The sequence below is a fragment of the Pantoea sp. S61 genome (genome assembly GCF_016625145.1).
Classification (GTDB): Bacteria; Pseudomonadota; Gammaproteobacteria; order Enterobacterales; family Enterobacteriaceae; genus Pantoea; species Pantoea rwandensis_B.
Genome location: NZ_JACVUO010000003.1, coordinates 440042 through 464431, shown reverse-complemented (window position 1 = coordinate 464431; position 24390 = coordinate 440042). Strand labels below are relative to the sequence as shown.

24 protein-coding genes are annotated in these 24390 nt (G+C 53.3%); 13 read left to right on the top strand and 11 right to left on the bottom strand.

What is annotated here, in order from left to right; all coding sequences use genetic code 11:
• Nucleotides 1-249: 249 nt before the first annotated feature.
• Nucleotides 250-1131, top strand: coding sequence for a protease HtpX (gene htpX / locus IAE30_RS10200; RefSeq protein ID WP_038646563.1), 882 nt, complete (start codon nt 250-252; stop codon nt 1129-1131).
• A 52-nt stretch (nt 1132-1183) separates the two neighbouring features.
• Here the strand turns inward: htpX and IAE30_RS10195 are convergent, their stop codons facing one another.
• Nucleotides 1184-2566 (bottom strand): MFS transporter, encoded by a 1383-nt coding sequence (locus IAE30_RS10195; protein WP_200679473.1) that lies wholly within the window; start codon nt 2564-2566, stop codon nt 1184-1186.
• Between the two features lie 193 nt (nt 2567-2759).
• On the opposite strand from IAE30_RS10195, the gene kdgR reads away from it, so the two are divergent.
• Entirely contained in the window at nt 2760-3551 is a 792-nt protein-coding gene (gene kdgR, locus IAE30_RS10190; protein WP_200536803.1) for a DNA-binding transcriptional regulator KdgR, read from the top strand.
• Between the two features lie 36 nt (nt 3552-3587).
• Here the strand turns inward: kdgR and IAE30_RS10185 are convergent, their stop codons facing one another.
• Nucleotides 3588-3824, bottom strand: coding sequence for a YobH family protein (locus tag IAE30_RS10185; protein ID WP_200536804.1), 237 nt, complete (start codon nt 3822-3824; stop codon nt 3588-3590).
• Nucleotides 3825-4042: 218 nt separating this feature from the next.
• Here IAE30_RS10185 and IAE30_RS10180 point away from each other — a divergent pair, with 218 nt between their 5' ends.
• The 5 genes from IAE30_RS10180 to rlmA all read left to right on the top strand — a co-directional run bounded on the left by IAE30_RS10180 (nt 4043) and on the right by rlmA (nt 7188).
• A complete protein-coding gene (locus tag IAE30_RS10180) occupies nt 4043-4318 on the top strand; it encodes a YebO family protein (protein WP_034828707.1) in 276 nt (91 codons plus the stop codon).
• A gap of 18 nt (nt 4319-4336) precedes the next feature.
• On the top strand, nt 4337-5347 hold the full coding sequence (locus IAE30_RS10175) for an MBL fold metallo-hydrolase (protein ID WP_200536805.1): 1011 nt from the start codon (nt 4337-4339) through the stop codon (nt 5345-5347).
• A gap of 527 nt (nt 5348-5874) precedes the next feature.
• Nucleotides 5875-5949, top strand: a complete 75-nt coding sequence (locus tag IAE30_RS10170; RefSeq protein WP_128599124.1) for a DUF2627 domain-containing protein — start codon at nt 5875-5877, stop codon at nt 5947-5949.
• 83 nt (nt 5950-6032) lie between these two features.
• The gene (cspE, locus tag IAE30_RS10165; RefSeq protein ID WP_034828712.1) at nt 6033-6242 is read left to right on the top strand and encodes a transcription antiterminator/RNA stability regulator CspE; all 210 of its coding nucleotides are present in this window, start codon (nt 6033-6035) and stop codon (nt 6240-6242) included.
• Nucleotides 6243-6381: 139 nt separating this feature from the next.
• Complete coding sequence (gene rlmA, locus IAE30_RS10160; protein WP_200536806.1) at nt 6382-7188, top strand: 23S rRNA (guanine(745)-N(1))-methyltransferase; 807 nt, start codon at nt 6382-6384, stop codon at nt 7186-7188.
• Here the strand turns inward: rlmA and IAE30_RS10155 are convergent.
• The 4 genes from IAE30_RS10155 to manX all read right to left on the bottom strand — a co-directional run bounded on the left by IAE30_RS10155 (nt 7185) and on the right by manX (nt 10419).
• Entirely contained in the window at nt 7185-7643 is a 459-nt protein-coding gene (locus tag IAE30_RS10155) for a DUF986 family protein (RefSeq protein ID WP_038646577.1), read from the bottom strand. The two genes, rlmA and IAE30_RS10155, sit on opposite strands and share 4 nt — an antisense overlap.
• A 92-nt stretch (nt 7644-7735) precedes the next feature.
• Entirely contained in the window at nt 7736-8581 is an 846-nt protein-coding gene (locus IAE30_RS10150; protein ID WP_038646579.1) for a PTS mannose transporter subunit IID, read from the bottom strand.
• 14 nt (nt 8582-8595) lie between these two features.
• Nucleotides 8596-9396 carry a PTS mannose/fructose/sorbose transporter subunit IIC gene (locus IAE30_RS10145; RefSeq protein ID WP_034828717.1) on the bottom strand — a complete coding sequence of 267 codons (801 nt, stop codon included), beginning with the start codon at nt 9394-9396 and terminating at the stop codon, nt 8596-8598.
• 57 nt (nt 9397-9453) lie between these two features.
• The gene (manX, locus tag IAE30_RS10140; RefSeq protein ID WP_200679472.1) at nt 9454-10419 is read right to left on the bottom strand and encodes a PTS mannose transporter subunit IIAB; all 966 of its coding nucleotides are present in this window, start codon (nt 10417-10419) and stop codon (nt 9454-9456) included.
• Nucleotides 10420-10930: 511 nt separating this feature from the next.
• Between manX and IAE30_RS10135 the strand changes: the two genes are divergently transcribed.
• Nucleotides 10931-12496, top strand: coding sequence for a TerC family protein (locus IAE30_RS10135; protein WP_200679470.1), 1566 nt, complete (start codon nt 10931-10933; stop codon nt 12494-12496).
• A 614-nt stretch (nt 12497-13110) separates the two neighbouring features.
• Here IAE30_RS10135 and IAE30_RS10130 read toward each other — a convergent pair.
• The 4 genes from IAE30_RS10130 to pabB form a co-directional block, all read right to left on the bottom strand.
• Nucleotides 13111-14673: an EAL domain-containing protein gene (locus IAE30_RS10130; RefSeq protein ID WP_200536808.1), complete on the bottom strand. Its 1563-nt coding sequence runs from the start codon at nt 14671-14673 to the stop codon at nt 13111-13113.
• Nucleotides 14674-14892: 219 nt separating this feature from the next.
• Complete coding sequence (locus IAE30_RS10125; protein ID WP_045816068.1) at nt 14893-16257, bottom strand: L-serine ammonia-lyase; 1365 nt, start codon at nt 16255-16257, stop codon at nt 14893-14895.
• 191 nt (nt 16258-16448) lie between these two features.
• Entirely contained in the window at nt 16449-17018 is a 570-nt protein-coding gene (locus IAE30_RS10120) for a CoA pyrophosphatase (RefSeq protein ID WP_200536809.1), read from the bottom strand.
• Entirely contained in the window at nt 17019-18377 is a 1359-nt protein-coding gene (pabB, locus tag IAE30_RS10115) for an aminodeoxychorismate synthase component 1 (protein ID WP_200679463.1), read from the bottom strand.
• A gap of 110 nt (nt 18378-18487) precedes the next feature.
• Between pabB and IAE30_RS10110 the strand changes: the two genes are divergently transcribed.
• A complete protein-coding gene (locus tag IAE30_RS10110) occupies nt 18488-18673 on the top strand; it encodes a YoaH family protein (protein ID WP_034828730.1) in 186 nt (61 codons plus the stop codon).
• 12 nt (nt 18674-18685) lie between these two features.
• Here IAE30_RS10110 and IAE30_RS10105 read toward each other — a convergent pair whose 3' ends face one another.
• Nucleotides 18686-19030 (bottom strand): RidA family protein, encoded by a 345-nt coding sequence (locus IAE30_RS10105; protein ID WP_045816070.1) that lies wholly within the window; start codon nt 19028-19030, stop codon nt 18686-18688.
• A gap of 123 nt (nt 19031-19153) precedes the next feature.
• Here IAE30_RS10105 and IAE30_RS10100 point away from each other — a divergent pair, with 123 nt between their 5' ends.
• The 4 genes from IAE30_RS10100 (at nt 19154) to fadD (ending at nt 24355) form a co-directional block, all read left to right on the top strand.
• On the top strand, nt 19154-21064 hold the full coding sequence (locus IAE30_RS10100) for an ATP-dependent DNA helicase (protein ID WP_200679461.1): 1911 nt from the start codon (nt 19154-19156) through the stop codon (nt 21062-21064).
• A 52-nt stretch (nt 21065-21116) separates the two neighbouring features.
• Nucleotides 21117-21815, top strand: a complete 699-nt coding sequence (gene tsaB, locus IAE30_RS10095) for a tRNA (adenosine(37)-N6)-threonylcarbamoyltransferase complex dimerization subunit type 1 TsaB (protein WP_200679459.1) — start codon at nt 21117-21119, stop codon at nt 21813-21815.
• A gap of 59 nt (nt 21816-21874) precedes the next feature.
• Entirely contained in the window at nt 21875-22471 is a 597-nt protein-coding gene (locus tag IAE30_RS10090; RefSeq protein ID WP_038646597.1) for a Slp family lipoprotein, read from the top strand.
• A gap of 207 nt (nt 22472-22678) precedes the next feature.
• Complete coding sequence (gene fadD / locus IAE30_RS10085) at nt 22679-24355, top strand: long-chain-fatty-acid--CoA ligase FadD (protein WP_156150564.1); 1677 nt, start codon at nt 22679-22681, stop codon at nt 24353-24355.
• Nucleotides 24356-24390 lie beyond the last annotated feature (35 nt).

Here is a 24390-nt window from a genome sequence, read left to right as displayed (position 1 = left end):
CGCAACGTTATCCGTTGCGGCCTCCATTAAGATCTTAACTGACAAGCATTACCGCTCCGGCGGTGTTTTTTTTTGCACCAAAGGTATTGTTCATTGTGGCTAATGGGCAGATTTGCGCACATCATTACCAAATGTAAAGTTATGTCTTTTTAGACACTTAAAGATTAAGGTTGCTTGAAAACCTGCGCAATGGACATAGGATGTATATCCGCGCATGAGCGCGAGCACAACTGAGGAAGATTAACGTTTATGATGCGTATTGCGCTTTTCCTGGTCACCAACCTGGCGGTGATGTTGGTATTCGGACTGATTCTGAGTCTGACAGGAATTCAGTCAAGCAGTGTTCAGGGTCTGATGATTATGGCAGGTCTGTTTGGCTTTGGCGGTGCGTTTGTTTCACTGCTGATGTCTAAATGGATGGCATTGCGCTCCGTCGGCGGTGAAGTGATTCAACAACCCCGTAACGAGACAGAACGCTGGCTGATGGATACCGTCAGTCGCCAGGCTCAACAGTCCGGCATTGCGATGCCACAAGTGGCGATCTATCACGCGCCAGACATTAACGCCTTTGCGACCGGTGCACGTCGTGACGCCTCACTGGTTGCGGTCTCGACCGGCTTGCTGCAGAACATGAGCCGTGATGAAGCGGAAGCGGTACTGGCGCACGAAATCGCCCACATCGCTAACGGTGACATGATCACCATGACGCTGATTCAGGGTGTGGTGAACACCTTCGTGATCTTCATTTCGCGTATTATCGCGCAGGTGGCATCGGGCTTCCTGTCGGGTAACCGTGACGGTGAAGAGAGCAGCAACGGTAACCCGCTGGTCTATTTTGCGGTCGCGACCGTGCTGGAACTGGTGTTCGGCATTCTCGCCAGCATCATCACCATGTGGTTCTCACGTCACCGTGAATTCCACGCGGATGCAGGTTCAGCCAAACTGGTGGGCCGCGAGAAGATGATTGCCGCTCTGCAGCGTTTGAAAACCAGCTACGAGCCGCAGGAGCCAAGCAGCATGATGGCATTCTGCATTAACGGTAAAAGCAAATCGTTGAGCGAATTGTTTATGTCGCATCCGCCGCTCGATAAGCGTATCGAAGCGCTGCGTAACGGTGACTATCTGAAATAATGGTTTAGCTGTTGCAATAAACAAAGGTGCCCAATTGGGCACCTTTGTTGTTTTATGACTTCACCGTCTCACTCGATTGCGTCATCCGCGACATACTGACGACGGCTGCCACCGTGGCGAAGCTCCCCGCTAAAACCAGTGATGCATGTGTTCCGCTGTCGTTAAACAGATTGAACATCAAGGCAACCAGTGCGGCACCGCTGCTCTGACCGACCAAACGCGCCGTCCCTAACATACCGCTGGCGCCACCGCTGCGATGGCGCGGGGCAGAGGAGATAATCGTGTGATTATTCGGAGACTGGAACAGGCCAAAGCCCGCACCGCACAGCATCATTCGCCAGATAATATCAATATCAGTGGGTTGTGTAGGCAGCAGTGCCAGTAAGAACAGACCTGCCGCAAACATCGCCAGCCCCAGACCACCCAATAATCCCGCATGGACTTTCTCAATCAACCGGCCAGCAATCGGTGCCAGCACCATGGTGGCCAGCGGCCAGGGTGTGAGCAGCAATCCGGTCGCCACTTCATCCCGCCCCAGCACGTTTTGCAGGAAGAACGGCAATGAAACCATTGCCAGCATCTGCGCGCAGAACGAGCAAATAGACGTGCACATCGACAACGAAAAAATGGGGATACGCAGCAAATCCACCGGCAGCAGCGGAACAGGCATCGCCAACTGGCGACGAACAAACACCACGCCCACCAACACCAGTGCTACGACTTCCGCCAGAATGAGCCAGTGATCCTGCCCCTGTGAGAATCCGCTGAGGGCCGATATGAGCAGGCCAAAGAACAGGGCGTTCATGATGGCGCTGGGAATATCAAACTTCTGCTGTTTGGCTTTCTGCGTGTTATCCGGCAGAAAACGCAGCGCTAGCCACAATGCCACAATGCCCAGCGGCACGTTGATCAGGAATAACCATTTCCAGCTGGCGATGGAGAGAATCGCGGCAGCCACCGTGGGGCCCGCAGCGCTCGATACCGCGACGATAAGCGAGTTAATCGCCATACCGCGGCCGAGAAAACGCTGCGGATAGATAATACGAATCAGCGCTGTGTTCACACTCATCAGTGCCGCGCCGCCAAAACCCTGCAGGATACGCGCCACGGTAAGCATATTGAGTGAAGAGGAGAGGGCGCAGAACAATGAAGTGGCGATAAACAACGCCAGCCCTACCTGATAAACACGGCGATAACCCAGCATATCGCCGAGAAAGGAGAGCGACAGTAACGAGATAACAATGGCGATTTGGTAGGCGTTAACAATCCAGATTGATTCCGCCGGACTGGCATTCAGTTCGCGCGCAATGGTGGGTAACGCGACGTTAGTAATAGCTCCATCCAGCACTGCCATCATGATGCCTAACGCAATAGTGATAATCGCGCCGTACCGCTGCGGAACAGGTAATCCATCCTGAGAGACTGTAGGGGACATAAATGAAATAAATGAAGGAAGTGAATATCATCATGCTAATCAATTTTGTGACGGAAAGCACCGCATTCATTGACAAAAAATTACGAAGGAATGTGTCGCTGAGTGCCAGTCGTTGCCGCCGTTGGGCTGAAACGCATATACTGGCGCTTCTGTTCCGTTTTTTTTGAAACACCGTCAAAAAAGGATACGCGCAATGGCGAGCAGTGATAACGATAAACAGCCAGATTCCGTCTCTTCGGTAATGAAAGTGTTCGGCATTTTGCAGGCGTTAGGCGAAGATCGTGATCATGGTATCACCGAACTGTCGCAACGCGTGATGATGTCAAAAAGCACGGTTTACCGCTTTCTGCAAACCATGAAATCATTGGGTTACGTGGCGCAGGAAGGGGAAAGTGAAAAATATTCGCTGACGCTCAAGCTGTTTGAATTGGGTGCCAAGGCACTACAAAACGTCGATCTGATTCGTAGTGCCGATGTCGAAATGCGAGAACTGTCGCGTTTGACCAAAGAAACCATCCATCTGGGTGCACTGGAAGAAGACAGCATTGTCTATATCCATAAAATCGATTCACTGTATAACCTGCGCATGTACTCGCGCATCGGGCGTCGTAACCCGTTGCACACCACCGCCATCGGTAAAGTATTGCTGGCGTGGCGCGATCGCACTGAAGTTCAGGAGCTCCTGAGCGAAGTTGAATTTCGTCGCAGCACCGCGAACACCATCGTCAGTGCAGAAGGGTTGCTTGAGGTATTAGATCAAGTAAAAGTGCAGGGCTTCGGTGAAGATAACGAAGAGCAGGAAGAGGGCTTACGCTGCATTGCCGTGCCGGTTTTCGACCGCTTCGGCGTGGTGATTGCTGGATTGAGCATCTCGTTCCCGACAATCCGATTCTCTGAAGAAGCAAAAAACGAATATGTGGCGATGCTGCATCGTGCTGCGCGCAATATTTCTGATCAGTTGGGTTACCACAACTACCCATTCTGAATAGCAGAACGGGCTGTCGCCAGCCCGTTTGAATCACTAATTATCTACCACTTCGCCACTTTTCTTTAGCAGTGGACAATCGGTAACACCCACAATACCGCTGTCGGTATGCAGATATTGCGCGGTGATCATGCCGCGTGCAGTGAGATAGCTACACTGTAAGCCCAGTCCTGCGGCGTTTTTGTTGCTTCCGGTGAGTACGCCATAACCGGTGAGCAGCATCCCTAGCCAGACCACTGCTACCACGACTATCGCCCGAATGAATAGTTTCATTTTATCTCCTTGTGATACACAACGCAGCTATCCTGAAGTCGCTGCGATTTCTATAGTAGCAGCATGACGCGTCCTGCTCATGAAATCGATCAGAGATAACTGAAAGCCATCAAGATGCGGGATAATCTGCTTTCCACCGGCAACCATTATCTTTTCCGCACACAACGAGTAGAATCAGCGGCGGTGTAAGTGTTTTATGTTTGACAATAGAGGCAGTTATGAACGAGTTAGCCGCAAATACCAGTCCGCTGTTTAGTTATGGTGTACTGGCCATCATTATTGTTGTGGCCTTGATAGCCTGGTTCTTCGTTAACCGGGCCAGCATGCGCGCCAGTGAACAGATTCGTTTGCTGGAAGCACTGCTGGAAGAGCAGAAAAAACAGAATGCATTGTTGCGCCGCCTGGCGGATGCTCAACCTGCCACAGCAAAACAGCAGGAGGAAGAAGACGCCGTAGAACAGCGCGACTTCATCCGTATGATTCCAGAACGTTAATCACATGATGGAGCAATAATGGCCTGGCAAAATCCCTGGTACGACGCAGCGCTGGCGCATCACACGCCAGAAGGTTTCCGCAACCCGGAACCGGAATTGCGCCAGCCAGGGGATTTGCAGCGCTGGCGGCGGGAGCGCAAAGCGGACCATTTGCCGCTGCCGCCTCAGGCCGGTTATCCGGCATTCATTGCCCGCTGGTACCAGGAAAGCGATCTGAGTGGTGATGACGATCGCATCTGGTGGTTGGGTCATGCCGCCGTGTTGATGCGGCTCAATCGCCGCTATATTCTCATCGACCCGGCACTCTCTGCGCGTGCTTCACCGCTGCCGTTTGCTGGACCACAGCGTAAAACCCCCGCTCCGCTCCAAATTGCACAGCTGCCACATCTTGATGTGGTGCTGATTTCGCACAATCACTACGACCATCTCGATCGGCCTACGGTAAAGCGCATCGCACGTCATTTCCCGGAAGCGCAATTTGTTGTGCCGCTGGGGATGGGAACCTGGTGCCGCAAACGTGGCGTACGTCATGTCACCGAACGCGACTGGTGGCAATCCATTGATATCGCAGGAGTGACGTTGACTGCTGTACCCGCGCGACACTGGAGCATGCGAACTTTCTGGGATCGCAATCGCTCACTGTGGTGCGGCTGGGTGGTGCGAAACCAGAGTGTGAATTTTTGGTTTTCAGGTGACAGTGGCTATAGCGAAAACCTGTTAGAAATTGCTGAACGTCTCGGGCCCTTTAATCTTGCCGCGTTGCCCATTGGCGCTTATGCACCAAAATGGTTCATGCGTGGTCAACATATGGACCCCGATCAGGCGGTGCGTTTATGGCAGGCGATAGGGCGTCCGTTAACGCTGCCGATCCACTGGGGTGTGTTTGAACTGGCGGATGATCCCTTAGATGAACCCCCTGCCGCTTTGGCGCAAGCAATGCAATCCGCGGGAGAATTGGACTCACGCTTTATGCCATGGAGAATAGGCACCAGCCGAAGCCTGCAGAATAGCGATTCAGATGTGTCCTAAGCCCGATTTGTTAAATCAAGTGTAGCAGTGCGTTTTTTTAACATTTAATTGTAGAGTCGTTAGTTAAAAATAAGATAACCGCCAAAACGAGCGTGCATATATTTGGGGCAAGAGCGCTTATATTTTCCTGATTTTGGTGCAAAACAATTAATGACTTGTACTTAATAAACCCGGCTGTACAAGTTTTGCACAGTGCACGAATGTTGCATACCACGCTAATTTTTTGGCGGAATATTTTATCAATGCCATATTAATGCAATATTTTTTGCGTAGCTTTGACCGCTTTAATTGTGCTGGTTTAAGTTGCGTCGCTACGCTTGACTAATGTAAGTACTGGCGCTAACTACTCTGACATATATCATTTTTTTGTGCAGTTATTCCGTCATCTGTCAATATGCTAATGGCAGAAGAGTGCAGAGCAACGGCCAATTATGTGCGTCATGTCGATCACCGTTTAAAAATGGCTTGCCATTAATTTGCGGATATGTGATAACGACTCTTGGGTCAAACGAGGTACAGTTCTGTTTATGTATGGCATCTTCAGTAAAGAAGTTACGAGTAAAGACGTTGACGTTGAATTCCGCTTCCTTGCCGAACCTTAAATTAGTGCCTCATTCAGTAACGTCTCTGGTTTATCTGTAAGACTGCCTTCGGGCAATATAAACAATCAAAGGAATTTGCAAAAATGGCAAAGATTAAAGGTCAGGTTAAGTGGTTCAACGAGTCTAAAGGTTTTGGTTTCATTACTCCTGCTGACGGCAGCAAAGACGTGTTCGTACACTTCTCTGCAATCCAGGGTAACGGCTTCAAAACTCTGGCTGAAGGCCAGGCTGTTGAGTTCGAAATTCAGGACGGCCAGAAAGGTCCAGCTGCAGTAAACGTAACTGCTATCTGATTTCGTTTTCAGACTCGGTGCCATGCGCCGCTGACACAAATTGTAAAGCCCTGGTCTCTGATCGGGGCTTTTCTTTTATCCTTTCTGTTGCCAGACGATCAGGGTAAACTGCGCGCGAATCGTGAACCCGGAGTTGTCTATGTCTTTGATTTGCCCACTTTGCCAGCAACATTTGCATCAGCAAGCTAACAGCTTCCGCTGCGATTCCGGTCACCAATTCGATCAGGCGAAAGAAGGGTACGTCAATTTGTTGCCGGTGCAGCATAAAGGCTCAAAGGAACCGGGTGACAGTGCGGAAATGCTGCTGGCTCGCCGTGTATTTCTTGATGCCGGACACTATCAACCCTTGCGCGATTCGGTGGCGCAACATCTGTCGCAGCGTCTGAATGGCAAGGCTGCTCAGGTATTGGATATTGGCTGTGGTGAAGGTTATTACACTGCAACAATGGCGCAAGCGCTTCCACAAGCACAGTTGTTTGGCCTTGATGTAGCGAAAGCGGCGATTCGTATGGCGGCTAAACGCTATCGTGCGGTGAAATTCTGTGTCGCCTCCAGCCAGCGTTTACCCTTCGCCGACGCATCGCTGGATGGCATTGTGCGCATTTACGCTCCTTGCAACGAAGCGGAATTGAGTCGCGTCGTCAAAGCGGGCGGCTATCTACTGACGGTGACACCGGGCCCACATCATCTGCAGCAGTTCAAAGCGCTGATTTATCGTGAAGTGCAGCTGCACGCGGCAGAAGAAAAGGCTTACGAAGGTTTCAGGCAGGTCGAGCAACACAACCTGCGTTATGAGATGACGTTAAATGGGGCCGAAGCGGTGAGCTTGCTGCAGATGACACCTTTTGCCTGGCGTGCGCGCGAAGAAGTCTGGCAGACACTGGCGGCAGCCGATACCTTTAGCTGCGACGCCGACTTCATGCTGACGCTATGGCAGCGCGCTTAACGCGCTTCCACCAGCGTATTGTAGATACGTTCCAGGTCGTCGAGCTGTTGCACTGCAATCAGCAGGCGACGCTGTTCCAGCTGCATGACTAAGATGCCATCCTCAGACAAGTTCATACTTTGAATGCGACGATAGTCGATCCACACGCTGCCGAAGAACAGTCCCTCGGTCTTCATCAACAATTTCGGCGTGCGTAGCCAGAATAGCCAGATCGCCATAAAGCACAACACCATCAGCAGCGTGGTGGTGAGTTGCGGGCCATGGTTGCTGACGTTATTCCACAGCAGAATCAGCAATAACACGATAAAAATACCGCTGTCGATTTTATGGCGACGACGCAGCGCGACACGCAATTTGGTCGGCCCTTTGCGCCGCGGCAGGATAGCGTCATCGTAAATCGCGAACAGGGCAAAGGCGATGACCAGCAGGGCAATCAGAGCGTCAGTCAGTGACATTACATTTTCTTCCTCAACCGAATTTACCTCAACGTTGGCGCTCAGGTAACCTCGCTTAAAACGGCCGGGGGCCAAAGCCCCCGGCGAGATGATTACAGACCGAGCAGGCCGATCCAGTAACCAAAGATACCCAGGGCAAAGAAGCCCACGATAATCCACAGTGCGTTAACTTTACGGCGCAGCAGCCACATACAGCCGAAGGTCAGCAGCAGCGGGATTAAGCCCGGCATCAGCTGATCGAGGATCGATTGAACGGTCGTCACGGTGGTTTTGCCGGTGTGATCGGTAATGCGCGACACCACAAGCGGCACGTTCACGTGTGTCCACTTGTTGACCAGCGCCCCCATGACAAACAGGCCGAGAATCGACGCCCCCTCCGTAAGCTTTTGCAGGAAGCCGCCACCCATATCGCTGACAATATCCACGCCTTTGCGATAACCATAAGCCACACCGTAATAACGCGTCAGCATACGCACGGCGTTAAACAGAATGAAGAACAGCAGGGGACCGAGCAGGCTGCCGCTCATCGCAATACCGGCACCGAGTGCAGCAAACACCGGGCGAACGGTACCCCAGAAGATCGGGTCACCAACCCCCGCCAGCGGTCCCATCAGGCCGACTTTAATACCGTTAATCGCGGCATCATCAATCGCCGCGCCGTTGGCACGCTGCTCTTCCATCGCCATCGTAACGCCCAGCACAGGTGCAGCCACGTATGGATGGGTGTTGAAGAACTCCAGGTGACGCTTAATGGCCTGTTTACGATCGTCGTTGTTCTCAGGATAGAGGCGACGAATCACCGGTACCATCGAGAAGCAGAAGCCCAGCGCCTGCATACGTTCAAAGTTCCATGAACCCTGAAACAGGTTAGAGCGGATGAACACACCACGGACGTCGCTCGGGGTGAGTTTCTTTTGCGTGTTAGTTGTATCAACCATGATTTCACCTGTTCCTAGTCGAGTTCGTTGTCGAGGTCATTGTGTGCAGGACCGGCAGCGGCCGCGCCTGCTGTACGGTTATATTTCGGCGCCAGCTGGATATACAGCACCGCCATGACCACACCAATCACGCCCAGAGCAACCAGGTTGAAGTTGGTGAAGGCCGCCGTCACAAAGCCCAGATAGAAGAACGGCATCAGGTAGCCTGCGCGCATCATGTTGATGACCATCGCGTAACCCACGACGACGATCATGCCACCGGCGATGTTCAGACCGTTGGTGACCACTTCTGGAATCGAGCTCAACAGTTCCTGTACCACGCTGGTACCCACTGAAATCGCCACGATCAGGGCTGGAATGGCAATACGCATCGCCTGCAATACCAGAGCAGAGACGTGAATCCAGCTGATGGCGCTCAGATTGCCTTTCTCGGCGGCCTTATCGGCAGCGTGCTGGAAGGCAACGGTGATGGTACGGACGATGATGGTCAGAACCTGACCGGCTGCCGCCAGTGGAATCGCCAGCGCGATACCCGCACCAACACTTTGGCCACCTGCGATAACCAGAATGGTCGAAATGATGGAGGCCAGTGCCGCATCGGGTGCAACCGCCGCACCGATGTTCATCCAGCCCAGCGCGATCATTTCCAGGGTACCACCGATGATGATACCGGTTTTCATGTCACCCAGAACCGCACCAATCAAGGTACAGGCCACCAGTGGACGGTGGAACTGGAACTCATCAAGAATCGATCCCATCCCGGCAATACAAGCCACAATAAATATCAGGATGATTTGTAGCGTGGTTATTTCCATTGCTTTTCTCCTCAGCAAGGTCTCAAGTATTCGCCCGCCAGCGCAGGCAAAAGCGAACTACTGATTGACCTTGGCAATCAGGTCCATCATTTTCAGTCTTGGGTCGTTTGAAACTTTACGCACTTCCAACTCGATACCGCGTTCATTCAGTTTACGGAAGGCTTCAATGTCCTTCTGGTCGACCGAAACGGCGTTGTTGACCTGGGTTTTACCCTGTTTGAATGCCATGCCGCCGATGTTGACCGACTTGATATCCACGCCTTGTTCAACAATCCGTTCTACATCGGTAGGATTGGTAAACAGCAGCATCACGCGGTCACGACCGTATTTCGGGTTATTCCACACGCGGATCATTTTGGCGATGTCTACCACGTGGGCGGTTACGCCTGGCGGTGCCACCTGGGTCAGCAGCGTTTTACGCACATGATCGTTGGCGACTTCATCGCTAACGACAATGATGCGCGTGACGTTGGTCTCTTTGGTCCAGCGGGTTGCCACCTGGCCGTGAATTAAACGGTCATCGATACGGGCCAGACCGATCTTCATGTGCTCGCCTGGCGCCAAAGGCTTTTGCGGTTGCGCCGGGGCTTTTGCGGCAACCGGTGCTGCAGCTTCCGGGGTAGGGGTTTCGGTCTTCAGGGCTTTAACGCCTTCGCGACCGGCTTCCACGGCAATGTGAATCAATTCCTCAAAGGATGGGTTGTCATCGCGCCCCATCAGGGTTTCCACCAGCATCGGGATATTCACCCCGGCGATGACATCATAATCCGGCTCATCCACCACAATGCGGCTGGCCGCGTTGAATGGACTGCCGCCCCAGGTATCCACCAGGAACAGCACGCCTTTCGACGTGTCGAGTTCTGCCAGTCTCGCCTGATACTTTTCGATTAGCGTTTCTGCATTTTCGCCGGGCACGAAATCAATCCATCCGACATTTTCCTGCTCACCCAACAACATTTCTGCTGTTTTAAGCAACTGTTCTGCCGCCCAGCCATGTGTACCAATTACAATAGCAATGGTCACTTGCTACCTCCGTTCGCATGAGAGATTCTCTGGCATTGCCGGGAATCATTGAGAATTACCGTTGTTGATTCAGGTGGATCGTTTGGGTCTAAGATGAAGAGTCGCATCAATAAATATTCCGAAACTGTCCGCTGCACAGCAGTAAGGTCGCGATTTATTTTAGTGTGCGAAAAAATAATTTATGTGATGTTTGTCAGCTATTTCGAGCGTAACGCTGCAAAATTGCATTTATGTTCACTATTCCTGCGTTTGTGCAGTTGTTTGTAAATGTAATAAAATTTTTTGACGTTGTTGATGTAACTGATACATTAGCGTTCTGTTTAATATTCAGGAGTATCGGGCTTCAGCTCACCTATATGGACCGTCACCGACGTCGCTCAACATGTTCTCAGCGCTTTCTGGCGCACACTACAACGCTCTTCAGCGTGACCTCATTTGCTAACGATCTCTCGTCTCGCTTCACAGCGCAGGCTCAATCTCGTTCGCCCCTCTGTGTTGTAAGGAGTCATTGATGGAATTTCTCTTCGACCCCTCAATTTGGGCGGGTTTGCTAACGCTGATCGTGCTGGAGATCGTTCTCGGCATCGACAACCTGGTGTTCATCGCTATCCTTGCCGACAAGTTGCCACCGAAACAGCGTGATAAAGCGCGTCTGATTGGTTTATCCCTTGCCCTGGTGATGCGATTAGGCCTGCTGTCGCTGATTTCCTGGATCGTGACATTGACGCGACCCCTATTCAGCGTAGGCGATTTCAGTTTTTCCGGGCGAGATTTAATTCTGTTGTTCGGTGGTTTGTTCCTGTTATTCAAAGGAACCATGGAACTGCATGAGCGGCTGGAAAACCGCGGCATGGAACAACAGGGCAATAAAGGTTATGCCAGCTTCTGGGCCGTGGTGATCCAGATTGTGGTGCTGGACGCGGTATTCTCGCTGGATGCGGTGATTACTGCGGTGGGCATGGTGAACCATCTGCCGGTGATGATGACGGCCGTGGTGATCGCCATGGGTGTGATGCTGTTGGCTTCGAAGCCGTTGACCAATTTCGTCAATGCCCATCCGACGGTCGTGGTGCTTTGCTTAAGCTTCCTGCTGATGATTGGTTTGTCATTGGTGGCGGAAGGCTTTGGTTTCCACATTCCGAAAGGCTATCTGTACGCTGCAATTGGCTTCTCGATTGTTATTGAGCTGTTCAACCAAATAGCGCGCCGTAACTTTATTCGCCACCAGGAACATCGCCCGATGCGTGAGCGCACCGCCGAAGCGATCCTGCGCCTGATGGGCGGTCGCCAGCGTCATCAGCCGGTGACCACAGAAGAAGCTTCGCTGACGCAGGCGATGCCACAGGAAGCCTTTAAAGACGAAGAGCGTTATATGATCAACGGCGTGTTGACGCTGTCACAGCGCTCAATTCGCAGCATCATGACGCCACGCGGAAACATTTCATGGGTAGATGCCGAACGTCCAGTGGATGAAATTCGTATTCAGCTGCTCGACACGCCGCACAGTTTGTTCCCGGTGTGCCGAGGTGAGTTGGATGAGATCATCGGTGTGGTACGTGCCAAAGAACTGCTGGTGGCGCTTGAGCATGGTATGGACGTGGCGACGTTTGCTGCTACCACTCCGGCCATCGTGGTGCCTGAAACGTTGGATCCGATCAACCTGCTGGGCGTACTGCGCCGCGCTAAAGGCAGCTTTGTCATCGTCACCAACGAATTTGGTGTGGTGCAAGGTTTGATTACCCCACTGGATGTGCTGGAAGCGATTGCCGGTGAGTTCCCGGATGAAGATGAAACGCCTGATATTATCGCGGATGGTGATGGCTGGTTAGTGAAGGGCGGTACCGATCTGCATTCACTGCAGCAGTTGCTTGACCACCATGAACTGGTTGACAGGGAAGAGGATCATGCCTCGCTGGCGGGTCTGTTGATTGCCCAGAAAGGCCAACTGCCGCAGCCTGGTGAGATCATCGACCTGCCGCCGCTGCACTTCCAAATCATTGAGGCTACCGATTATCGTATCGACCTGGTGCGCGTCACCAAAGATAAGCCGCATGAAGATGAAGAGCATGAGGCGTAAGCGCTAAGTTAATTGTCATCGAAAAGGCCGACATCCATGATGTCGGCCTTTTTTATTCCTATGTTTCGCACTGAATGACGCTGACACCTTTCACACTCACACTGAGGAGTAGGTAATGGACGAGTATGTTAAACGCATAACGCGATTGACCCATTCCAGGTTCAACATTATGCAGACCGCAAAAATGCCACATGAAGCCGGTAAAGGGGGATGAGGAGTAAAAGCGTACGCCGCAGGGATGCGGCGTCCGAGGCTACAGGGATGTATTCACGCCGTCTTTACGGAACATCCCCCTTTACCGGCTGGAACGCACTCTCAGACACAGTCATCGAACGCACCATCAGACACAGCCATCGAACGCACCCTCAGGCACAGCTATCGAACGCACCCTCAGACACAACAATCGAACGCACCCTCAGACACAGCCATCGAACGCACCCTCAGGTACAGCCATCGAACGCACCCTCAGACACAGTCATCGAACGCACCCTCAGGTACAGCCATCGAACGCACCCTCAGACGCAGCAATCGAACTCACATCAGACACAGCAATCCAGCCCAACATCAGATACAGCAGTCCAACCCAACGTCAGACACTGCAATCCAGCCTAACATCAGGCCCTAAGATGCGCCTGATGCTGTTCCAGCCACACAGGGAAATCTTCGATTGGCATTGGACGGGCGTAATAATAGCCCTGTAAATGATCCACGCCGCGTTCACGCAGATAGTGTGCCTGCTCAGCGGTTTCCACGCCCTCAGCCACTAAGGCAATGTTCAAACGCTGCGCCAGCGAAATCACCATATCGGTTACCGTGGCGTTAATCGCATCGGTGCCGATGGCCGCAGTGAAAATCTTGTCAATTTTCAGCACGTCTGGCTTCAGATCTTTCAGGTAGGCGAGGGAACTGTGGCCAGTGCCGAAATCGTCGATCGCCAGACGTACGCCGATCTCATGAAGCTGCGATACCACAGATTGATCGATCACCGGCAAGGCATCACGCTCAGTCAACTCGACCACCAGCTTTGGCAGCGGGTTAGCGGGCCACCAGATGCTTTGCAGGTCCTCGACAATCGCACGATCGCGGAAATGGCTGGCGGCAACGTTAATCGCAATATGGAAAGAGGAACATTGTGGCAGGTTGGGCAACTCATTAACCACTTTGGCTAACACAAAGCGCGTCAGTGGTGCTATCAGGTTCTGACGCTCAGCTAGCGGGATAAACACATCCGGCGCAATCCAGCCCTGACGCGCATTATGCCATCGCAGCAGTAACTCCATGCCATCGCACTCACCACTTTTGGCATTGATCAGCGGCTGACAGTACACCATAAATTCATTCGCGGTAATGCCATAACTGATTTGCCAACTGAGGCTCATGCGGTTCGCGGTGGCTAACCAAACGATATAACCCATCAGCAAGCTCAGCAACACCGCGAGCGGCAATTGGGAAGGCAGCGTATGCAACGCCAGACGTGCCGGAGAAGGGCCATACAAGGTAATGCTGTAGGGGTAACGCAGTGAAGCCTGATCGAAAGCCACTTCATCTTCCGATGGCTCTGTCTCTTCAATCAGCGGATTACCATATTCCAGACTCTGTCCGCCGACATTAAAAATGGCCCGTTCGACCCAGGGTAACTGCGGCTCCAGCAAATAATTCGTCATCAATTCCACATTGATAACCTGTAGCAGCCCATCGCGATTATCCAGCGATTTGGGCGTCCACAGCAGCAAGACCGGTGAACCTTTCAGCAGGTAGTTATCCGTGGTCAGCATCATGCGCTGATTGTTAATTGCCAGTTCCGGATAGGTCTGACTAAACGAAATATTGCGCGGACCGTAAATGCTGGAGCAGTAAATGCTGTCGTCCTGCACCAGTAGAATGGTGCGCACGGTTTGCAATGAAGAAATCTTTTCGATCAACGGATAGCGAACTTGTGCGCAAGGTACGCCAACCAGCCCAAGCGTGTTGTTGGCGGACACATCCAGCGGGGAGAACATACGGTCAAAGCGCTCAATGGCGCGGCTGGCAAAATTCAGTGACTGCTGCTCAATACGTGATTTCTCTTCGATATAACGAAAAGTCAGCGTGAGAATCAGAACCAGCGCCGCGATCACCAACGCAATAAGCAAACGCTTACGGCGAAATTGACCAACAAATTGCTGGGGAATGAGCATCAGTAACCACCTTGCAAAACAAAAATTGAAGCCAAATTAACGTGTAGGTTATCGGCATGGAGGCGGCCAGGTTTAGCGCAGCGCAGAGAAAAAAAGCGGCACTAAAAAACAGCGCGGCCACTAAGGGCCGCGCGCAAATTAATGTATCTGGTTTACTCACCAGGAGGTAGCGTGAGATGCAGAAAATAATTCAATTGATTACTTTTTCAGCATGTCTCGTTAATCACATTGAACTTTGATCGCCAGACCACCGCGAGAGGTTTCACGGTATTTGGCATTCATATCTTTACCGGTTTCATACATGGTTTCGATCACCTTATCCAGCGAAACTCGCGGCTCACTGGTACGGCGCAACGCCATGCGCGCGGCATTGATGGCTTTGACTGAGGCGATGGCATTACGTTCGATGCACGGCACCTGCACCTGGCCTGCCACCGGATCACAGGTCAATCCCAGATTATGTTCCATGCCGATTTCAGCAGCGACACACACCTGCTCCGGACTGGCGCCAAGCAGTTCCGCCAGGCCAGCGGCAGCCATCGAACAAGCCACACCGACTTCGCCCTGGCAGCCCACTTCGGCACCGGAAATCGAGGCGTTCATTTTATACAGCACGCCAATGGCACCCGAAGCCAGGAAGTAACGGATGAAGATATCTGGCGTCACGGTCTCAATAAAGTGATCGTAGTAGGCCAGCACTGCAGGCACGATACCGCAGGCGCCGTTGGTTGGCGCGGTCACCACACGTCCACCGGCGGCATTTTCTTCATTCACCGCCAGGGCAAACATGTTAATCCAATCAATCACGTTCATCGGATCGTTGGAGTGTTTGGAGGAGGAGACCAGCAAACGACGCAACGAGGCTGCACGGCGCGGCACCCGCAGTGGGCCAGGCAATACGCCTTCCGTATTTAAGCCGCGATCGATACAGGCCTGCATGGTTTGCCACACGTTGCCGAAATAGGCATAAATGTCTTCACGACTGTGCAACGCCAGTTCATTCTTCATCACCAAACCGGAAAGTGACAAACCGCTTTCATGGCAGTGGCTCAACAACTCTTTGGCAGAGTTGAACGCATACGGCACGGATACCTCATCCAACACGGATTGGCCGAAATGCTCTTCATCAACGATAAAACCGCCGCCGATGGAGTAGTAAGTCTTGGTCAGGATCAACAGATCGCCGGCGAAGGCGAAAACCGTCATGCCGTTTTCATGCAACGACAGATTTTCACTGCGGAACACCATACCGCCTTCGCGTGGGAAATCGACTTCACGCGCACCATTAGCCAGCAGCAGGCGCTCGCGCTGTTCTACATCTTTAATAAAGGCGGGAATGCTGTCGATATCTACCGTGGCAGGCTCAAATCCAGCCAGCCCCATAATGATAGCGATATCGGTATGGTGACCTTTACCTGTGAGCGACAGCGAGCCATAAACGTCGACGGCAATACGCGTCACGTCCTGTAGCTTGCCCTGTTCGGCCAGCAGATCAACAAACTGCTTGCCCGCTTTCATCGGACCTACGGTATGTGAACTGGATGGGCCAATGCCCACTTTGAACATGTCAAAAACACTAATCACCGGTGACACTCCTCACAAATCTTATTCTGCACGGCTGAGGCCGTTTATGCGGCTAATAGTAATCGCCCGCGTGACTGAGCGAGCAGCTTTTCGCATGAAATAAACTAATTATAATGCACAGAAATAGTTATCCCATTCAGCTGTTGTGAAGTGGATCGAGTTTATGGCGGAAGTAACACGCAGTGTGGAACTCAGGGAAGGGCGATTTGCTGACTGAGTGCGCGAATAATACCGGCGGTCATGCCCCAGATAAAATAATCCTCATACCACGACAACCACACCTGATGCTGACGATGACCTCGGCGCAAGGTGAGTCCACTGTAGCGGCTGAGACGCAGGGCTTCTGCCAGTGGCATCGCAAAGGTGCTTTCCACTTCGTCAGGATTAATATCAAGGGACAGGCCAGCGGGAATGATGCCGACCACCGGCGTGACGGCAAAACCGGTGCTGCTGGTGACCGGCGGTAACACCCCCACAACGTTGACCATGGCGGGTTGAATGCCGACTTCTTCTTCGGCTTCACGCAGTGCAGTATGAATGAGCGAATTATCCGTTGCATCCTGCATCCCGCCAGGGAACGCCACCTGACCTGCGTGCTTGCGTAAATGTGATGAGCGACGCGTCAACAGTAACCCGGGTTCAGCACCGTCTATTACGGGCACCAGTACGGCTGCCCGTCGCCCGCTGATAACGCTTTTGGGCGCACTCACAGGGGGTTGCATCACAAAGCGGTTCAGGAACTGGTCAAGCGTCAGGCTCATTCAAACCTCGTCGCTCAGGCTGGGCAAGATACGATTGACCTTGTGGAAGGTCTCCTGATATTCCAGCTCCACATCGCTATCCGCCACCAGGCCACCACCTGCCGCACAATAAAGATGCTGATTTTCAGCGATTAACGTGCGGATGGTGATGCTGGTATCCATGCGACCACACAGGCTGATGTAACCGATGCTGCCGCACCAGGCGTTGCGGCGCTGCGGTTCCAGTTCCTCAATAATCTCCATAGCGCGAATTTTTGGCGCACCGGTAATGGAGCCGCCGGGGAAACAGGCGCGCAGGAGATCGGTTGCGCTGAGATGTTGAGGTAGTCGCGCACGCACGGTGCTCACCAGATGATGCACCGCCGGGAACGGTTCCACCACAAACAACTCAGGGACGCTGACGCTGCCGGGTTCAGCCACGCGGCCAATGTCATTGCGCAGCAAATCGACAATCATCAGGTTCTCGGCGCGATCTTTTTCCGCATGGGCCAGTTTCTCTGCCTGTGCGCGATCGGCTTCTGGATCGGCTAAGCGTGGCAAAGTGCCTTTGATCGGGCGGGTCTCAATCTCCTGCTGCTGTAGCGAGAGAAAACGTTCCGGCGACAGGCTAAGAATGACGCTCTTAGGCAAGCGGATAAACGCACTGAAGGGCGCACGGTTGTCGCGGTTGAGTCGTAAAAAGGCCAGCCACTCGTCGCCGTGATAGCGAGCCTGAAAGCGTTGAGCCAGGTTTACCTGATAACAATCACCGGCTTGAATGTAGTGCTGAACCTGGGCAAAACGCGCGGCGTACTCGTCAAAACTGAGGTTTGACTGCCAGTCGCTGGTCAGTGAAAACCCTTTAGGCTGCGGAATCGCCTGCGCCTGCAGCCACTGCCAGCGTTGCCCGGCATCGGTGAGTGAAATCAGGGTGAGTTTTTGCTGATGATGATCCGCGATCAAAGCCCAATCGTAGATGCCGACTGCCATATCCGGCGTCGCCAAATCCTGCTCCGCGCGCTGCGGTAAGGTTTCAAAGCGGCGTCCCAGATCGTAGCCAAACAAACCCAGCGCGCCGCCCTGGAAAGGCAGATCAGCATCAAACAGGGGAGTAGCGCCCAGCATCTCGCACTGTTGCTGTACCAGGTGCAGTGGATCGTCGGCGGAGAGTATCACCTTGCCATCACAGTCGATTTCCGTCATCTCACCGCGCGTGGTGAGCGTGGCACGGGGATCCGCCGTTAAAATGTCAAAACGATTATCGGCATGGTCGGCATGGCCAGAGGTGAGCAACATTGCCCAGGGACGATGAGCAAGCGCAGAAAAACGGTGCAACAGCGCATCCGGCGTATACTTCAGGTTAAGGGTTTTTACGATCATCGGGCTAATTAATCCAACAAGCAGGCGCGTAGCCTGGCACATTTTTTTGTTGCTGGCACCTGTTTGTTCCGCGTGGAATAATGCGTTCCCTTTTGCACCAGGAGCAAATAATGTTTACAGGTCTTCCGGCTTTATCTCATGAACAGCAGCAGCAAGCTGTGGAACGTATCCAGGAATTGATGGCAGGTGGCATGGCGAGTGGTCAGGCGATTGCGCAGGTGGCGCACGAGATCCGTCAGAGCTATCAGGGTGAATCGATTCGGGCGATGTTCGAAGACGACGAAGAAGACGAATAACGCCCGAAAGGGTTACAGCGCAGCGATGATTTTGATTTCCACTTTGTATTTTGGATTCATCAAGTCGGCTTGCACGGTGCAACGTACCGGCGCGTTGTCAGGTGAAACCCACGCATCCCATGCACGATTCATGGCAGGGAAATCGGCTTTATCGACCAGGAAAATTGTGGCATCAAGGATCTTACTTTTGTCTGATCCGACACGAGTCAGAATCGCGTCAATCACCGCCAGCGCGTTGGCGGTTTGCGCTTCGGCATCTGCATCCAGATTTTCTGGCACGCTGGTGTAATAGACGGTCTGGTTATGCACAACGGCTTCTGACATGCGGGGTGCGGGATCAATACGCGTAATGGTCATGGTGTTCTCCTGTAATTTCGCTGCGCTAGCCTGCCATATCCAGTAGGGCGCTGTCATCTGTTGTGGTCGCCTCAGGGGAATCCTGACATAATTACAGTGTTTTTGACCAATCGGTGAGGATGTGTGGCAGACGATTTTGCAGCTGATGGCGCGCTGGCGCAGGCTATTCCAGGTTTCAAACCGCGTGCCGCGCAGCGTGAAATGGCGCAAGCGGTCATGGAAGCGGTGAAGAAAGGCGGTGAGCTGGTGGTCGAAGCCGGCACCGGGACCGGTAAAACTTACGCCTATCTGGCGCCCGCACTGCGTGCGAAAAAAAAGGTCATTATCTCAACCGGCTCCAAAGCTTTGCAGGATCAGCTGTATAACCGCGATTTGCCCACCATCGCTCGTGCCCTGAAGTTCAGCGGTAAAACCGCTCTGCTGAAGGGACGTTCCAACTATTTATGCCTCGAACGTCTGGAGCAGCAAAATCAAACGGGTGGCGATCTGACAGTACAGGCGCTCGGGGATTTGATCAACGTGCGCAGCTGGTCAAATCAAACTTCGGATGGTGACGTCAGCAACTGTTCCGGCGTCGCCGAAGACAGCCCGATCTGGCCGTTTGTCACCAGCACCAATGATAATTGCCTGGGCAGCGACTGCCCGCTCTACAAAGATTGCTTTGTGGTGAAAGCGCGTAAGAAAGCCATGGATGCCGATGTGGTGGTGGTGAACCATCATCTGTTCCTTGCCGATCTGGTGGTCAAAGAGGGCGGCTTTGGCGAACTGATCCCAGAAGCGGATGTGATGATCTTCGATGAAGCGCATCAGTTACCCGATATCGCCAGCCAGTACTTTGGTCAGCAACTATCGAGCCGCCAACTGCAGGATCTCGCCAAAGACATCATTATTGCCTATCGCACTGAAGTGCGCGACGTGCAGCAGTTGCAGAAATCAGCCGACCGTCTGGCACAGTGCGCGCAGGATTTCCGCTTAACACTGGGCGAGCCGGGTTTTCGCGGCAATCTGCGTGACCTGCTGAGCGACAACAACATCATGCGTATGCTGACCTTGCTGGATGATGCGCTGGAACTTTGCTACGACGTCATCAAATTGTCGCTGGGACGTTCGGCGTTACTGGACGCGGCATTCGAGCGCGCGGCACTGTATCGCACCCGGCTAAAACGCCTGCGTGCCATTGATGAACCGGGCTTTAGCTACTGGTATGAGTGCACCAGCCGCCACTTTACGCTGGCGTTAACGCCGCTATCGGTGGCAGAGCGTTTTCGTGAAGTGATGGACAACCGTAAAGCCGCCTGGGTATTCACCTCCGCGACCCTGGCGGTGAATGAGCAGATGAGTCATTTTTCCAGTCGTTTAGGGGTGGATAAAGCCACCACTATGATTCTCGACAGTCCCTTCGATTACACGCAGCAGGCGCTGTTGTGTGTGCCACGCAATATGCCGGAGCCGAATCAACCCGGCGGTGCCCGTCAGCTGGCACGGATGATGAAACCGCTGATCGATGCCAATAAAGGACGCTGCTTCTTCCTTTGTACTTCCCACAAGATGATGCGCGAACTGGCCGCCGAATTTCGTGCCTCGATGACCTTACCCGTGTTGTTGCAGGGAGAAACCAGCAAAGGCCAACTGCTGAAGCAGTTCCTTGAAGCCGGTAATGCCTTACTGGTGGCGACCAGCAGTTTCTGGGAAGGCGTCGATGTGCGCGGGGATGCACTGTCGCTGGTGATTATCGATAAGCTGCCGTTTACTTCGCCGGAAGATCCGCTGCTCAAAGCGCGCATGGAAGACTGCCGGCTGCGCGGCGGCGATCCCTTCAATGATGTGCAACTGCCGGATGCCGTGATCACCCTGAAGCAGGGTGTCGGCCGTTTAATCCGCGACACAGAAGACCGGGGTGTGCTGGTGATTTGCGATCAGCGTCTGGTATCGCGCCCGTACGGCGGGTTGTTCCTCAATAGTCTGCCACCCACGCCGCGCACCCGCGATTTGCAGCGCGCCATCGCCTTCGTCCGCCAGCCAGAGAAGCACTAATTTGTGCCAGGCTGTGTTAAGATGCGCGCCATTTTGACTTTCAGAGGTTGTTATGTCCGCCCGAATTTTAGCTCTGGACACGGCGACAGAAGCCTGTTCTGCCGCGCTGCTCAATCAGCAGCAGATCGATGCCCGCTTTGAAATCGCCCCGCGCGATCACACCCAACGTATCTTACCGCTGGTACAGGAACTATTGCAGGCGGAGCAGCTGGCGCTGACGGCACTCGATGCGCTGGCGTTTGGCCGTGGGCCAGGCAGTTTTACTGGCGTGCGCATTGGCATTGGTATCGCGCAAGGGCTGGCGCTGGGGGCGAACTTGCCGATGATCGGCGTATCTTCTCTCGCGACTATGGCTCAGGGCGCATGGCGCTTAACTGGCGCTGAACGCGTGCTGGCTGCCATTGACGCGCGCATGGGCGAAGTTTACTGGGCCGAATATCAGCGTGATGCTAACGGTGAATGGCAAGGTGCGGACTCGGAAGCCGTACTGAAACCCGAAGATGCACAGGCGCGCATCGCCCAGTTAAGCGGCGAATGGGCAACGGTGGGCACCGGCTGGGCAGCTTATCCGCATCTGTTAAGTTCGACCGGCGCAACTTTAGTGACCACGGAGGTGACGCTGCCGGCAGCCGAGGATATGCTGCCGCTGGCACTGAGTGCCTGGCAGCGCGATGAAGTTGTCGCAGTGGAAAATGCTGAGCCAGTGTACCTGCGTAACGAAGTGGCATGGAAAAAGTTGCCGGGCCGATAAGTGTGACGCAACTATTCCGTAAGCGCCCAGTCTAACTGAGAAATAACAGGAGAAGTGCTATGCCAATAAGTCGTAAAGGGATGTCTGGCGCTTTGTTAGCTTGCGCGCTGCTGCTCAGCGGCTGCGTTTCGGTACCAGATTCCATTAAAGGGAGTTCTCAACTTCCACAGCAAGATTTATTACGCGTGATGAATGCGCCGCAGCTGTATGTCGGCCAGGAGTCCCGTTTTGGCGGTAAAGTGGTGAAAGTCACTAACCTGACCGGTCTCACACGCCTGGAAATTGCCACCCAACCGCTGGATGACAGTGCGCGGCCACGTTTAGGCTCTGCATCAGTAGGACGCATTTTTGCCGATATTCGCGGGTTCGTTGATCCGGTGGATCTGAACAATCAATACATTACGGTGTTGGGCAACATTAAAGGCACCGAAAAAGGTGAGATTGGGAAAGCCAGCTACAACTTCGTGGTGGTGGATGTGCGCGGCTATCAGCGCTGGCACCTGACTCAGCAGGTGATGACGCCACCGCAGCCTATCGATCCCTGGATCTGGTATGGGCCAACGCGTCGTCATCCGGGTTATTGGGGGCCAAATCCTTATTGGGGGATGAACATGAATACCGGTCCCGCGCAGGTGGAAACTATCCTGACCGAATAATTCATCTTCATTATTTGACGGCCCGGTCGCGATGCTCGCGACCGGGCTTTTTTATTGGGCGCGCAACCGATGCGCGAAATTTAGTGATGCGCTTCGCAACCTGAAAATGCCGAAACAGGCAAACTGGTACAATCAGTTAAAATATTGTTAACAACACTGATTGCAGAGGCGGCGATGGCTACGCAACAAGAATATCGGGGTGATTTTTTGAATAAGGTTTGGCTTAAACGCTATCCGGCAGATGTTCCTGCGGAGATTAATGCGGACCGTTATACCTCTTTGGTCGAACTTTTCGAGCACGCAGCATTGCAGTACGCCGATCAAACGGCGTTTATTAATATGGGTCAGCCGATGACCTATCGTCAGCTGGATAAGCAAAGTCGTGACTTTGCGGCCTGGCTGCAACAGGGGTTGGGCCTGAAGCAGGGCGACCGCGTGGCGCTGATGATGCCAAACTTGCTGCAGTATCCGGTGGCGCTGTTTGGCGTATTGCGTGCGGGTATGGTGGTGGTCAACGTTAACCCGCTGTACACGCCGCGTGAGCTCAAACATCAGCTGAATGACAGCGGTGCCAGTGCGATTGTCATTGTGTCTAACTTTGCGCACACGCTGGAAAAAGTCGTCGCGGAAACGCCAATCAAGCACGTGATGCTGACGCGCATGGGTGACCAACTTGCCCCGATCAAAGCCACGCTGGTTAATTTCGTGGTTAAGTATGTTAAGAAGCTGGTGCCGAAATACCATCTGCCAGGTGCGGTGCCATTCCGCAGCGCATTGCAGCAGGGTGCGCAGATGACTTACCAGCGTCCGACACTGACGAACAGCGACCTGGCATTCCTGCAATACACCGGCGGCACCACCGGCGTCGCCAAGGGCGCGATGCTGACTCACGGCAACATGCAGGCTAACCTGGAGCAGACCAAAGCCACCTATGGCAAACTGCTGCGTGCGGGCAAAGAGCAGGTGGTCACGGCTCTGCCGCTCTACCATATTTTTGCGTTAACGGTAAACGGCCTGCTGTTTCTCGATCTCGGCGGTACCAACCTGCTGATCACCAATCCGCGTGATATCCCCGGTTTTGTCAAAGAGCTGAGCAAATTCCCGTTCACCGCCATTACCGGCGTCAATACGCTGTTTAATGCGCTGCTAAACGACGAAAACTTTAATAAGCTCGATTTCTCTACACTGCGTCTCTCTGCTGGCGGCGGCATGGCCGTGCAAAAGGCCGTGGCTGAGCGCTGGGAAAAACTCACCGGGCATTATCTGCTCGAAGGTTATGGTTTGACCGAGTGTTCACCGCTGGTATCGGTCAATCCGTATGACATCACTTGCCACACCGGCAGCATCGGCCTTCCTGTACCCTCCACGGATGTACGTATCGTCGATGACGAAGATAACGATGTGGCGCCAGGCGAACCGGGCGAACTCTGTATTCGTGGTCCACAGGTGATGGTGGGTTACTGGCAGCGGCCGGATGCCACCGAAGAAGTGTTGAAAAATGGCTGGCTGCACACCGGTGATGTTGTTACCGTTGATGGCGAAGGTTTTATTCGCATCGTCGATCGGAAGAAAGACATGATTCTGGTGTCAGGCTTTAACGTGTATCCTAACGAAATCGAAGATGTGCTGATGCAGCATCCGAAAGTGCGCGAAGCCGCCGCAATCGGTGTGCCCAGCGACCTTTCCGGCGAAGCGGTGAAAGTGTGCATCGTTAAAAAGGATCCGTCACTGACGAAAGAAGAAGTGCTGGATCATTGCCGCCGTCAGCTCACCGGCTACAAAGTGCCGAAGATTATCGAGTTTAGAGATGAGCTGCCGAAGACCAACGTGGGCAAAATTTTGCGCCGCGAATTGCGTGACGAGGCGAAGCGAGAAGGGCAGTAAGCTGCCTTTCTCTCCAGGTTAACGCCGGCTCAGTC

Coding starts and splice junctions, on each gene's coding strand:
- htpX (WP_038646563.1), top strand. CDS start 250: ATGATGCGTATTGCGCTTTTCCTGGTCACCAACCTGGCGGTGATGTTG.
- IAE30_RS10195 (WP_200679473.1), bottom strand. CDS start 2,566: ATGTCCCCTACAGTCTCTCAGGATGGATTACCTGTTCCGCAGCGGTAC.
- kdgR (WP_200536803.1), top strand. CDS start 2,760: ATGGCGAGCAGTGATAACGATAAACAGCCAGATTCCGTCTCTTCGGTA.
- IAE30_RS10185 (WP_200536804.1), bottom strand. CDS start 3,824: ATGAAACTATTCATTCGGGCGATAGTCGTGGTAGCAGTGGTCTGGCTA.
- IAE30_RS10180 (WP_034828707.1), top strand. CDS start 4,043: ATGAACGAGTTAGCCGCAAATACCAGTCCGCTGTTTAGTTATGGTGTA.
- IAE30_RS10175 (WP_200536805.1), top strand. CDS start 4,337: ATGGCCTGGCAAAATCCCTGGTACGACGCAGCGCTGGCGCATCACACG.
- cspE (WP_034828712.1), top strand. CDS start 6,033: ATGGCAAAGATTAAAGGTCAGGTTAAGTGGTTCAACGAGTCTAAAGGT.
- rlmA (WP_200536806.1), top strand. CDS start 6,382: ATGTCTTTGATTTGCCCACTTTGCCAGCAACATTTGCATCAGCAAGCT.
- IAE30_RS10155 (WP_038646577.1), bottom strand. CDS start 7,643: ATGTCACTGACTGACGCTCTGATTGCCCTGCTGGTCATCGCCTTTGCC.
- IAE30_RS10150 (WP_038646579.1), bottom strand. CDS start 8,581: ATGGTTGATACAACTAACACGCAAAAGAAACTCACCCCGAGCGACGTC.
- IAE30_RS10145 (WP_034828717.1), bottom strand. CDS start 9,396: ATGGAAATAACCACGCTACAAATCATCCTGATATTTATTGTGGCTTGT.
- IAE30_RS10135 (WP_200679470.1), top strand. CDS start 10,931: ATGGAATTTCTCTTCGACCCCTCAATTTGGGCGGGTTTGCTAACGCTG.
- IAE30_RS10130 (WP_200536808.1), bottom strand. CDS start 14,673: ATGCTCATTCCCCAGCAATTTGTTGGTCAATTTCGCCGTAAGCGTTTG.
- IAE30_RS10120 (WP_200536809.1), bottom strand. CDS start 17,018: ATGAGCCTGACGCTTGACCAGTTCCTGAACCGCTTTGTGATGCAACCC.
- pabB (WP_200679463.1), bottom strand. CDS start 18,377: ATGATCGTAAAAACCCTTAACCTGAAGTATACGCCGGATGCGCTGTTG.
- IAE30_RS10110 (WP_034828730.1), top strand. CDS start 18,488: ATGTTTACAGGTCTTCCGGCTTTATCTCATGAACAGCAGCAGCAAGCT.
- IAE30_RS10105 (WP_045816070.1), bottom strand. CDS start 19,030: ATGACCATTACGCGTATTGATCCCGCACCCCGCATGTCAGAAGCCGTT.
- tsaB (WP_200679459.1), top strand. CDS start 21,117: ATGTCCGCCCGAATTTTAGCTCTGGACACGGCGACAGAAGCCTGTTCT.
- IAE30_RS10090 (WP_038646597.1), top strand. CDS start 21,875: ATGCCAATAAGTCGTAAAGGGATGTCTGGCGCTTTGTTAGCTTGCGCG.